Origin of the sequence: Sphingobacterium lumbrici (assembly GCF_006476045.1) — a bacterium.
Lineage (GTDB): Bacteria > Bacteroidota > Bacteroidia > Sphingobacteriales > Sphingobacteriaceae > Sphingobacterium > Sphingobacterium lumbrici.
Window position 1 is genome coordinate 1 of sequence record NZ_SRZY01000010.1, and the last position, 12,397, is coordinate 12,397.

A 12,397-nucleotide genomic window follows, 5' to 3' on the forward strand; every position below is an offset into this window, starting at 1 on the left:
TGTCTTTTACAAATTTTTCAGTACTCTTTTTCTTTGGAGTTTCCATATCTAAATCTAATTGTTTTTCTTGAAAACTCTCCTTAAGTTTTTATAATAGTGTGTCCACTTTTTGCTGACGATTTACAATTAATCTGATCGAAATCAATAAGATAAAAGTAAGCCCACTTTTGGATTTGAGAGTTAAAGTAAATGTAATAGTAACTAAGGAGCCGCTTTATGGGCAAAAGGTCTTAGCTCCTTTAGTTTCGGTTGATTTAATTGAAAATGCATTTAAGCATTCCGATCTGCAAAGTGCTAATGCTTTTATCTCAATTGTGTTTGAATTTAAAAACGGTTGTTTTCTGTTGAATGTATCTAACAAAATATCGAATAAAATACCTCTTAAGAAGCTAAGAAGTGGCATAGGAAGCCGAACGTTGGAAGAAAGGCTACAATTATTATATAAAGATTATTATTCGTTGCAGCGTTTTGTAGAAGGCGATGTTTTTATTGCACAATTAAAAATAAACTTGGATGGGCAAGGTGTTAAAATGCATAGTACTTGATGATGAACTTCCTGGACTGACTTATTTGAAGATGTTGTGTCAACAGATTGAAGGGGTAGAGGTTGTCAAAGCGTATAGCGATCCACTTATTTTTTTAAATGAGGTGCAATATTTGGAATTTGATTTTTGCATTTCTGATATTGAAATGCCTGGTATAAACGGACTGGAACTAGGAAAGTTATTACCTAATTGCCCTATAATCTTTACGACCGCCTATAAACAATATGCCGTAGATGCATTCGGAATGGATGCTATAGATTATATTACGAAACCAATTCAAAAAGAACGTTTAATCCAAGGGGTGAAAAAGTTGCGCAAGTATTTGAATACGAATACTCCCAAACGTAATTATATTCAGATTCAGACCGATAGGGGTAAAACATCGATTTTATTCAGCCAACTCAATTATATCCGAAACTCGGACATTGATAGTCGCGATAAATTAGCGCATCTCGAGGACGGCAGCACATTGATATTAAAAAACGTTTCTTTCGAAAAATTGCTGGAACAACTACCTGAAAATCAGTTCTCCCGTATTAATAAAAAGGAGGTTTTAGCGTTACGGATCGTTAAATACTTTACTGCGCATGAAATCACGACACTTCTATTGGATGAAGATGGACGAGCATTGAGTTTTTCGCTAACCGATACCTATCGTAAGCGCTTTCTGAATAAAATGCCCGGTGAGCAAATTACATAAGACGGGGTTTTTGTTACATTTTTAAGGAATTTCAATAGGATCTATTTCGAGCATCCGCTATTGCTGTATATATTTGGCAACCATAACCTACGCTGGTATTTAACGGTGCAACATTTTCAAAATTCAAGCTATGAAGAACTCTAAAAATATTTTCTATATCGTAACAATCCTGGGCTTTTCTGCAATTATGTATTGGATTATCATTCAAGGAGAAAAGTTAGAAGCATTTCGACAGATCGATTTGGTGCAATCCGATAAGGGCGCTTGGACAAATTTTATTGATTCAATAATTCAGGGTGTGCAGCATCCATTAGCTATTCTACTGGCGCAGATCGTTACCATTATTTTTGCAGCTCGGATTTTTGGGTTGATCTGTATCAAAATAAAACAACCTGTGGTAATAGGAGAGATGGTGGCAGGTATAGTGCTAGGCCCGTCTTTATTGGGAATGTATTTTCCGGATTTTTCCAGTTTGCTTTTTCCAGCAGCGTCATTGGGTAATTTGCAATTTTTAAGCCAGATAGGTCTAATTTTATTTATGTTCATCGTAGGAATGGAACTGGATCTTAAAATCCTGCGGAATAAGGCTCATGATGCGGTTATTATCAGTCATGCGAGTATTATTCTTCCATTTACCCTTGGAATTGCACTCGCTTATTTTTTATATGATCAATATGCGCCGGATAATGTTCAATTTTTATCTTACGGTTTGTTTATTGGTATAGCGATGAGTATAACCGCTTTTCCAGTACTTGCCCGTATAGTCCAAGAAAGAGGATTACAGAAAACAAGATTGGGCACAATAGTTATTACCTGTGCTGCGGCGGACGATATTACGGCATGGTGTATTTTAGCAGCGGTGATTGCTATCGTAAAGGCGGGATCTTTTGCAAGTGCAATATTTACGATTATTTTGGCACTGATATATGTATTGCTCATGATCAAAGTGATACGACCATTTTTGCTGCGTGTAGCCGACGTAAATTCTACCAAAGAAAGTATGCGAAAACCGATTGTCGCCATCTTCTTTCTTACATTAATCTTATCGTCATACGCTACTGAAGTAATCGGCATTCACGCATTATTTGGTGCCTTCATGGCCGGAGCGATAATGCCAGAGAGTACAAAATTCAGAAGTATATTTATTGAAAAAGTGGAAGACGTTGCCATGGTATTGTTGTTACCATTATTTTTTGTATTTACAGGACTACGGACGCAAATAGGTTTATTGGATGATGTAAATCTATGGTTGATCACAGGTGCCATTATTCTGGTAGCTGTAATTGGGAAATTTATCGGCAGCGCATTTGCCGCAAGGTTGGTCGGACAGAATTGGAAAGATAGTCTGAGCATAGGGGCGTTGATGAATACGAGAGGATTGATGGAACTTGTCGTGTTGAATATTGGTTACGACTTAGGCGTATTAAGTGCGGAATTGTTTTCCATGATGGTCGTTATGGCATTAGCTACTACTTTTATGACGGGGCCGAGTCTTGATCTTATCAATTGGATATTCAAGCCAAAATCCTTAAAGGTGCCAAACGAAATCGTTAATGCCGGAAAATTTAAGATATTACTCTCATTTGCTAAAAGTGAGACCGGGTTATCCTTGCTGCGTCTTGCAAATGCAATGGTCAAGAAAAATAAAAACAATGCAAACATAACGGCGCTCCATATTTCTCCAGCTAATGAACTCCATCTTTATGAACTCGATGAACAAGAAACAAGCAGTTTCAAGGAATTGGTAAATCTGGCAGGAGATTTAGATCAAAAGGTGAATACACTCTTTAAGATATCTGCGAATATAGATCAAGAAATTGTAAATACAGCCAATAATACAGAGAATGATTTACTCTTACTTGGAGTTAGCGAATCTATTTACGAAGGGAGTATTCTAGGTAAATTTCTTAATTTTACAACCCGTATTATCAATCCCGAGAAGCTGATTTATACAGTAGCTAATAGGGATAATATTTTCAGTTCATACGAACGGACAGATCAAATCCATGCGCGTGTTGATGGCGCTGTTGGGATATTAATCGATAAGAATTTTATTCAATCTGATCGGATTATTGTTCCTCTATTTGATAAAGAAGACCAGTTCTTAATTCCGTATGTACAAAAATTTATTCATAACTCGGAAGCGCAGATAATGATGTTGGACATGAGCGAGGTGATAAAACATAATGCGGAAATAAAAGAAAAAATTCGTCACATTGAGCAACAGGCTCCAAACTATATCACTATCGAATCTAGAAATGTGATGGAAAAGGATTTTTTGCAGCAGTTTGACCTCATGGTGATCAGTTTGGTCAGTTGGAAAAGTCTTGTTGATGCCAAGAGTGTATGGTTAAAGGATGCTCCATCGACGTTTATCGTAGGAGATAGTAAGCGGTCTGCCACCTGATAGGTCTTAAAAAAAATAGTGGAACATTATCGAATTAAAATAAGCTCTTTTTCTCAGCTGATGAGGTTATACCTATAGTTAATCCGCCTAAAGCTAAGGCAACAAGGCCCTTATTCATTTGTGTTTGTTTTTAATGACATGAATATGAACTCACTTTGATCAGCTATATATGTGTTCAGTTGATGTCTTTTGTGAGATGCGAATGTAGAAAAATATTTGTTATCTGAATATTATTAATGAAAAAAGTCAGAAATGTTCTTATCTTTCCTAATAATATTAAAATTACCAGGAAATAGCATGAGCTGCTCGTTAAAGAACAGATTGCGAATAACTCATAGCTATTAAGTCGGCAATCCGATATATTTTATCACTATTTAGATGTATTATTTGATGAAAACGATTGTAATTACCTTATTTATAGCCTTTACTATGTTGTTTCTTTTGAATTGTAGTAACAACATATCAAAAATTACGGAGGAGTCGGCGTTGGTAAGTCTGTCGGAAAAGCAGGCTGAACATATTTTTTCCTTACCTGTGCATTGTCTCAACATAGAATATCCAAATAAATTGGGACAGGTACTCGGATCAGATAAAGATCTGAAATCGCCAAAACAGCTGCGTCCGATTTTTTACGGATGTTTTGACTGGCATTCTTCGGTGCACGGCTATTGGTCTATTATTAATTTGATGAAAAAATATCCCGGTATCGATGAGGACGGTAAAGTAAGACAGCTTTTAAATGCGCATATTACCGTTCAAAATGCAGCCGTTGAACTGGCATTTTTTGAAGATATAAACAATAAGACCTTTGAACGAACTTATGGTTGGGCTTGGCTCTTTAAGTTACACGAAGCTTTGGCGACCTGGGATGATCAAGATGCCAAAAGATGGAAGACAACTCTTCAACCTTTAGTAGATCATCTGGTAGCTGCATATAAGGTATATCTACCTAAACTGATTTATCCGATTCGAGCAGGTCAACATGATAATTCTGCTTTCGGATTATCCCTTTCCTTGGATTACGCACGTGCTGTGGGAGATAAAGAATTCGAAGATAGCATCGTACAACATGCAAAACGTTTGTTTTTAACCGATGAGAACTGTAATTTGGTATATGAACCCAGTGGTTACGATTTTCTTTCTCCTTGTTTTGAAGAGGCGTATCTGATGGCTAAAATTATGGACAAACAGGAATACACTGCGTGGTTGAAGAGATTTTTGCCGCCTCTTTTCGACGAATCGTTCACGTTGACACCTGCAGTTGTTAAAGATCGTACAGATGGTAAACTTGTTCATCTTGATGGTTTGAATTATAGTAGAGCCGCATGCCTATATGGCATAACCAAGATATTGCCTGAATTGAACCATTTGAATAGTGTAGCGAATGCACATATAGCCTTTTCTTTACCTAATCTTTCTACCCAAGATGATTATATGGGGAGTCATTGGCTAGGCACGTTTGCACTATATGCGCTAGAGCATGTACATTAATTCAGCGGTATTAATACATTTTCATCCAATCGTACAGGAGCTAGTAGTATAGTGGTAAATCCATCTTCTCTACGAATGATGTGGGAAAGATCTATGCCGCGTTTGGAAAGTGCATTTAATATCGCTGTGCGAAATGTTCCTCTGGAAGCTCCCCATCTGGTGCTTTTAACGATTTCATTATTCAGGTGGATAAGTTCTTCCGTGGAGTAATTTCTAAATTTCTCTACGAGATGCTGATACAATTGAATTGGTGTTGACATACAATTTAAAATTTAAACGTTAAACCATAAATTGTATCCAGAAATTCAAAGGGCTTTGTAAATAAGCGTGATAAGACGTTTATTTTGGTTGAAGACCCGTATTATTTTACCACCGCGGTGTACGCACTCGGTTGGTATTGCTAATGCAATTCTGAATACTCTACAAATTTAGTAGACTTTTTGGTAATAACAAATTTTATTTGGTTTATTTTTTTTCATAAAAGGACTGCCATTTTTTACTTATTCACCTATAAAACTGTCATCCTGTCTTAAATTTCATTTTGGAATATTCCTTGATATATGGTTATGGATTAAAAGCTAAAAATTAACATATAATATGCAAGAACAAGGTACAATCTCGATTCATACCGAGAATATCTTTCCGGTAATTAAAAAATTCTTATACTCAGACAATGAGATCTTTTTACGTGAATTAGTCTCTAACGCTGTTGACGCATCTCAAAAAATTAAACGTTTATCTTCGCTAGGTCAATTCGCTGGTGAAGTAGGAGATTTGATTGTAGATGTGAAATTTGATAAAGAAGCCAAAACTATCACCATTTCAGATCATGGTATCGGTATGACGGCAGAGGAGATCAAAAAGTACATTAATCAGATTGCTTTTTCGGGTGCGACTGAATTTATGGAAAAATTTAAGGAGGCTAATGATGCCAATGAAATCATTGGTCGCTTTGGATTAGGTTTTTATTCGGCGTTCATGGTTGCCGATAAGGTAGAAATCCAATCCCTATCCTATCAAGAAGGGGCTATTCCAGCTCACTGGACTTGTGATGGCAGCACGTCCTATGAAATCTCAGAAGGTACACGAACTACTCGTGGTACGGATGTTATTCTTCATATCAATGATGATTCGGCTGAATTTCTAAGTCAACATCGTTTGCAGGAGATTTTAGATAAGTATGCTAAATTCTTACCGATAACGATTCATTTTGGTACGAAATCAACTTCGGAACCTGATGGTGAAGACGAGGAAGGAAAACCGAAATATAAATCGGTAGAAGTTGCAAACGTCATTAACAATACAAATCCTGCATGGACGAAGGCTCCTTCAGAATTGAAAGATGAAGATTACTTAGCGTTTTACCGTGAATTGTATCCCTATTCGATGGATGAACCATTGTTCTGGATTCATTTGAATGTGGATTACCCGTTCAATCTTACAGGTATTCTCTATTTTCCTAAAATCAAGAATGAATTAGAAGTACAGCGCAATAAGATTAAGTTGTATTCCCGTCAGGTGTTCATTACTGATGAGGTAAAGGACATCGTGCCCGAATTCTTAATGCTACTGCATGGTGTTATTGATTCTCCGGACATTCCATTGAACGTTTCGCGTTCTTTCCTACAAGCGGATAGTAACGTGAAGAAAATCAATAACTATATTACTAAAAAAGTAGCAGACAAATTGCAAGAAATCTTCAAATCGGATCGCAAAGGTTTCGAAGAGAAATGGAATGATATCGGACTTTTTATTAAGTATGGTATGTTAAGTGATGATAAGTTTGCAGAGAAAGCAAATGAATTCTGTTTGGTGAAAAACACAGATAACGAAAGCTTCACTATTAAGGAGTATTATGAGAAAGTGAGAGATATTCAGGTGGATAAAGATGGTAACATTGTATACCTATATACCTCTGATATTGCGCAACAGGATGGTTTTATCTCCACGGCGAAATCTAAGGGATATGAAGTATTAGTACTTGATGGGCCATTAGATACACATTTTGCGGCTTATTTGGAACAAAAGGGTGGAGAGAAGGTGCAGCTAAAGCGGGTGGATTCGGATGTCATTGATAAACTGATTCAGAAAGATGAGAAAGTAGAGCTGACTTTATCCGAGGAAGAAAGCAAAAAAGCTGCAGATGTATTTGAAAAATCCATCGGACGGGCAGATATGAAAGTAGAAGTAGATGCCCTTCATGCCGAAGAACTTCCAGTATCCGTCACTATTGATGAATTCATGCGTAGGATGAAGGATATGGCGAAGACTGGTGGAGGTATGGGATTTTATGGTACGCTTCCTGATAATTATAAAGTAACTGTAAATGGCAATCATCCTTTGGTAAAACGTATTGTAGAAAGTGATGTCGAAGAGGGTGAAAAATTAGCTAAACAAGCTTTTGACTTGGCCTTATTATCACGTGGATTGTTGACAGGTGCCGATTTAACTTCTTTTGTAAAAAGAAGCGTAGAGATGATCTAACCTCGTTTTAAAAATAATCGCTTAATCCTCATTGTGTTAATTTACAATGGGGATTTTTTGTTAAAAAAGATTTGGAGTGAATAGTGTTTTATACTACTTTTGTAGCATCAAAACACGGTAGGTATAGCTCAGTTGGTTAGAGCATCGGTTTGTGGTACCGAGGGTCGTGGGTTCGAGCCCCATTACTTACCCGAATAGCGAAACAGAAATGTTTCGCTATTTTGTTTTCTAAGATATCTGTGATTAGAAAATAAATCGGATTAATTTAAATCGGGACTTTTAGGGAAATTGGCAACGTGCGCATATTTCGGGCCAAGGCTAATTATAGCTTGTTTCCATAAGTCCTCACCATCTGTAAGGAAAGTCAATGTAGGATCGAAAGACTGATGGACTGCCCAACTGTTTTGCTCAATTTCGTTATCCAATTGTTTGGGAGCCCATCCTGAATACCCTAAGAAAAACTTCACTTCATCCGGTACGACAATACCTTCGTTAATAAGTAAGATGAGATTTTCGAAATCTCCGCCCCAATAAACATCTTCACAAATAGGGGTACCGCTTAGCAATTTATTATATGCGCGATGTAAGAAAAACAACGCATTACTTTCTACAGGGCCACCAATATATACGGAAAATTTTTCATTTAGTATTTCTTCTACAACGTCCGAAAGTAGGAGATGGGAGCGGTGATTAAGGACGAGTGCTATAGTGCCATCTTCATTGTGTTCACATACCATTGCTACTGATCTTTCAAAGTTGGGATCCAGCATAAATGGTTCGGACAGCAATAAGCTTCCTTGTGTAGGTTTGTTTTCGCTAAACATGTCTCGTTATTTAGTTTATCATTAAACTTAAATAAAATGCTTTGCATTCACGAATACTTAGCGTAAAAAAAATATTAATGAGTAATTTATTTTTATATACAATATAATAACATAAAAATGGTATTGTTTAAGGAGGTTTTAGTAAGTTTGTTTTGTCACTAAATTAATTTATAATGGCAATTGAACACAAGGATATCGCAGGGATTAGAGAAGATTATGTAAAAGGAATTCTTTCTAAGAATGAGGTGAAGTCTGATCCCCTGAAACAATTTGAAATTTGGTTTAATCAGGCGCTAGATGCTAGTGTAACTGAACCAAATGCAATGGTACTTTCTACTATTTCAGTAAATGAATTTCCATCATCCAGGGTCGTGCTATTAAAGGACCTACAGCAGAATGGATTGAGTTTTTTTACAAACTATCAGAGTCAAAAGGGAAAGGATTTAGATAATTGTAATCGGGTTAGCGTTTTATTTTTCTGGGCCGAACTGCAAAGACAGGTGCGTATAGAAGGATATGTAGAGAAATTGTCTCCCGAGGATTCAGACGAATACTTTGCGTCCCGGCCTCGTGGTAGTCGTATAGGGGCCTGGTCGTCTCCTCAAAGTGCAGTAATTCCAGATAGAGATTTCTTAGAAAAGAAGGTTGAACGGTTTGCCCAGGATTTTGAAGATAGCGAAGAGATTCCGAGACCTGATTTTTGGGGTGGATATATAGTAAAGCCAGTTAAAGTTGAATTCTGGCAGGGCAGAAGTTCTAGGCTTCATGACCGTATTCAGTATACTTTAGAAGAGAATGGTACATGGATTATAAATCGATTAGCTCCCTAGATTTATGATAGAGCAAATTAGAACTGAAATAGCAACACAATTCGGAGCTGAAAGTATCGTAGATGTACAATTAGATGGCTTGCAACAAGCTTTAGTCATTAATCCTGCTTATCTTGTTGATATATGTGACTGGTTGCGTGATAATCCGATATATTATTTTGATTTTTTATCTAATATTACGGCAGTAGATTATCATCCAGAAGCCAAGTTTGCAGTAGTTTATCATTTAACCTCTATTCCGTATCAAAAACAGCTAACGCTCAAAGTTTTCATCGCGAATGATAGAATGGCGGCAAATTTGCCGGAAATTCCATCTGTGAGTGCGGTTTGGAAAACAGCGGATTGGCACGAACGAGAAGCTTTTGATCTTATGGGAGTATATTTCAGTGGTCATCCTGATTTGAGACGTATTCTGTTACCAGATGATTGGGAGGGCTATCCGCTGCGCAAAGATTATGAGGATCCGGAAAGTTATCACGGTATAGCAATTAAGTAAATTATGAATTTAACCCGTTATCAGTCGGCTTACGAAAGATATAAAGAAAAGATTGTGAACGTAGGATCGCATGAAATGGTCATTAATATGGGGCCTCAACACCCTTCTACACATGGGGTATTACGGTTGGAATTGATTACTGACGGAGAGATTGTCAAAGAGGTTATCCCTCATCTGGGTTATCTACACCGCTGTTTTGACAAGCATGCAGAATCTATGAATTATACCAAGACCATTCCTTTTACGGATCGTCTGGATTATTTAGCCTCGATGAATAATAGTCATTCTTTTGTGATGGGAGTCGAACGCATGTTGGGTATTGAACACAAAATACCCAAACGTATTGAATATATCCGGGTATTGGTATGTGAACTAAATCGGATAGCGTCGCATTTAATAGCAATTGGTACGTATGGTATCGATATAGGTGCATTTACACCTTTCATGTGGTGTTTTAGAGATCGAGAACATATTATGAATATGTTGGAATGGGCTTCCGGTTCGCGCATGCTTTACAATTACATTTGGATTGGTGGTTTGTTTTACGATTTACCAGTCGGTTTTGAAGATAGATGTAAGGAATTCCTGAGTTACTTTAAACCGAAGTTGACCGAGTTAAATGAATTACTTTCAACTAATCAAATATTTATTTCCCGAACAGCTAATATTGGCGTTTTACCAGCTGATGTGGCAATTAATTACGGGTGTTCAGGGCCCATGCTCCGTGCTTCAGGGATTAAATGGGATTTACGACGCATAGATGCTTATTCAGTTTATCCTGAAATCGATTTCAATATTCCGGTAGGTAAAGGTGAAATGGGTACATTGGGAGACTCTTGGGATCGCTATAAAGTGCGTGTGGATGAAATATACGAATCTGTGCGTATTATAGAACAGTGTCTGGCACGTCTTATTAAGGATTTCGCACGTACGCCTGATTTTGATCCGAGAGCCCTGGTTCCTAAAAAAGTAAATTTGAAGGAACAGGATTATTATATCCGATCGGAAAATCCTAAAGGTGAACTTGGATTCTACTTTGTGACTCAGGAGAAAACGGATATTCCGCGGAGAGTAAAAGCAAGAGGACCTAGCTTTAATAACCTTTCCGTATTGCCTGAATTGGGTAAGGGAGTTTTGATTGCTGACTTAATTGCTATTTTAGGATCAATAGATATTGTGCTCGGAGAGGTTGATAGATAATATAAGCGCGTATAAAGATGCAAAAAAAATAGTTGTGTATAAACTACTATATGTATAGTTGTATTCTCATAATTTAAGTTTATAATTGGCTAATAGGAAAGTTTGCGCCCATCCGGGTGCTGACTTTTTCTCTTTTTAGACATCCTTATAGAATTATATTTATATTCGTATAAATCAATTGTAAGTTCCGGTAAGTCTATCCTGTTATGGTCAGAATAATTCTTATATTATGTATGCTGATGTCTTTTTCAGAGATCTATGGTCAACAGTGGATTTTTAAAAATAATTCCAATAAAATAACATTTTCCTTTGAGCTTGTACATCATGTTATCATCATTCCTATCCATATCAATGGCGAAGAATTGTCTTTCATCTTAGATACCGGAGTAAAAGAGACATTATTATTCGGACATTCGGATTCCTTAATATTACACAATGTTTCTAAAGTGAATTTCCAGGGGATTGGTATAGGGGAAGGAATTGAAGGATTGCTCTCCCTTTCTAATCATTTGAGTGTTGCAGATTCGGCAATGATGGATTTAAAACACAACCTATTCGTGATTACGGATGATTCTTTACACTTGTCTAATCATATTGGCTTACCTATACATGGTATTTTGGGGAGTAACTTTTTTCATAACAATGTAGTAGAAATTAACTATATTAAAAAGAAAATAACGGTCTATCGCAACATACAAGATAGGGATAAAAAATTAAGGGGGTTTGACCGAATTCCTTTACAGATGGAAAGGAATAGACCCTATGTAAACATAGATTTAAGAATCGGCAGAAAAACGTATGAACAGGTTAAGGTTCTGCTAGATTTGGGAAATTCAGATCCTGCCATGCTCTTTTCGGATCGTTTGCAGGAGCTTGAAATTTTGGAACCTGCTATATATGAATTCCTAGGTAAAGGATTTAATGGTAATATTTATGGGAAGAGAAATAGAATTCATTCGCTACGGATAAATAATTTTGAGTTTCGACAGCCTATTATATCCTATCCGGATACGAATACGTATGACACTAACAAGTTGCTAAAAGATCGAGTAGGATCTATTGGTAATCAGTTGCTTACTCGGTTCGCAGTCTTGATTGATTATCAAAATCGTATGTTATATCTCAAGCCGAATAAAAATTTCAGGCAGCCGTTTTATGTAGATATGAGTGGAATAGAAGTGAAACACGAAGGTTTTGTATGGGTAGAAAGTAAAATATATTTAAATACATCTCTGAATCGAGAGGGAAAAACAATACCGTATGACGGGAGTAGCAGCTTTAAATATAAAATTGGTATGCGCCCGATGAACTACATATTTGATTGCTCGATACTTTTCTTATAGTTCTGCGGATAGAGATCCTTTAATTTTTTATGGTTGATCGACATGATATTTTGTAGGGTATGTTTTAGCCACTGAAA

The 12,397-nt window shown here is 36.8% G+C and carries 11 protein-coding genes, 1 tRNA gene and 1 riboswitch; of the genes, 10 read left to right on the forward strand and 2 right to left on the reverse strand.

Translation table 11 applies throughout. The annotated features are described in order from the left end of the window. The first annotated feature begins 167 nt into the window (after positions 1 to 167). From E4F24_RS01925 to E4F24_RS01940, 4 genes are all read left to right on the forward strand, one after another. Positions 168 to 545 (forward strand): LytS family sensor histidine kinase, encoded by a 378-nt coding sequence (locus E4F24_RS01925; protein WP_181182336.1) that lies wholly within the window; start codon positions 168 to 170, stop codon positions 543 to 545. Further along, positions 514 to 1,245: a LytR/AlgR family response regulator transcription factor gene (locus tag E4F24_RS01930; protein WP_140936915.1), complete on the forward strand. Its 732-nt coding sequence runs from the start codon at positions 514 to 516 to the stop codon at positions 1,243 to 1,245. The genes E4F24_RS01925 and E4F24_RS01930 overlap by 32 nt, the downstream gene beginning before the upstream one ends. 130 nt (positions 1,246 to 1,375) lie before the next feature. After that, positions 1,376 to 3,652: a cation:proton antiporter gene (locus tag E4F24_RS01935; protein WP_140936916.1), complete on the forward strand. Its 2,277-nt coding sequence runs from the start codon at positions 1,376 to 1,378 to the stop codon at positions 3,650 to 3,652. Between the two features lie 390 nt (positions 3,653 to 4,042). Continuing rightward, the gene (locus tag E4F24_RS01940) at positions 4,043 to 5,143 is read left to right on the forward strand and encodes a DUF2891 domain-containing protein (protein WP_181182337.1); all 1,101 of its coding nucleotides are present in this window, start codon (positions 4,043 to 4,045) and stop codon (positions 5,141 to 5,143) included. Here E4F24_RS01940 and E4F24_RS01945 read toward each other — a convergent pair. After that, complete coding sequence (locus E4F24_RS01945) at positions 5,140 to 5,403, reverse strand: 5-oxoprolinase (protein WP_140936918.1); 264 nt, start codon at positions 5,401 to 5,403, stop codon at positions 5,140 to 5,142. The genes E4F24_RS01940 and E4F24_RS01945 overlap by 4 nt on opposite strands. 70 nt (positions 5,404 to 5,473) lie before the next feature. Continuing rightward, a riboswitch (SAM-I-IV-variant riboswitch) is annotated at positions 5,474 to 5,567 on the reverse strand. A 173-nt stretch (positions 5,568 to 5,740) separates the two neighbouring features. Between E4F24_RS01945 and htpG the strand changes: the two genes are divergently transcribed. Together htpG and E4F24_RS01955 are read left to right on the forward strand one after the other, a co-directional pair. Continuing rightward, positions 5,741 to 7,627 carry a molecular chaperone HtpG gene (gene htpG, locus E4F24_RS01950; RefSeq protein ID WP_140936919.1) on the forward strand — a complete coding sequence of 629 codons (1,887 nt, stop codon included), beginning with the start codon at positions 5,741 to 5,743 and terminating at the stop codon, positions 7,625 to 7,627. A 117-nt stretch (positions 7,628 to 7,744) separates the two neighbouring features. Further along, a tRNA-His gene (locus E4F24_RS01955) sits at positions 7,745 to 7,818 on the forward strand. Positions 7,819 to 7,887: 69 nt separating this feature from the next. On the opposite strand, the gene E4F24_RS01960 is transcribed toward E4F24_RS01955, so the two are convergent. Beyond that, on the reverse strand, positions 7,888 to 8,451 hold the full coding sequence (locus E4F24_RS01960; protein ID WP_140936920.1) for a YqgE/AlgH family protein: 564 nt from the start codon (positions 8,449 to 8,451) through the stop codon (positions 7,888 to 7,890). A 173-nt stretch (positions 8,452 to 8,624) separates the two neighbouring features. On the opposite strand from E4F24_RS01960, the gene pdxH reads away from it, so the two are divergent. From pdxH to E4F24_RS01980, 4 genes are all read left to right on the forward strand, one after another. Further along, a complete protein-coding gene (gene pdxH / locus E4F24_RS01965; RefSeq protein WP_140936921.1) occupies positions 8,625 to 9,281 on the forward strand; it encodes a pyridoxamine 5'-phosphate oxidase in 657 nt (218 codons plus the stop codon). Between the two features lie 4 nt (positions 9,282 to 9,285). Beyond that, positions 9,286 to 9,777, forward strand: coding sequence for an NADH-quinone oxidoreductase subunit C (locus E4F24_RS01970; RefSeq protein ID WP_140936922.1), 492 nt, complete (start codon positions 9,286 to 9,288; stop codon positions 9,775 to 9,777). Positions 9,778 to 9,780: 3 nt separating this feature from the next. After that, on the forward strand, positions 9,781 to 10,977 hold the full coding sequence (locus E4F24_RS01975) for an NADH-quinone oxidoreductase subunit D (protein ID WP_140936923.1): 1,197 nt from the start codon (positions 9,781 to 9,783) through the stop codon (positions 10,975 to 10,977). Between the two features lie 239 nt (positions 10,978 to 11,216). Further along, a complete protein-coding gene (locus E4F24_RS01980) occupies positions 11,217 to 12,320 on the forward strand; it encodes a pepsin/retropepsin-like aspartic protease family protein (protein WP_181182338.1) in 1,104 nt (367 codons plus the stop codon). Positions 12,321 to 12,397 lie beyond the last annotated feature (77 nt).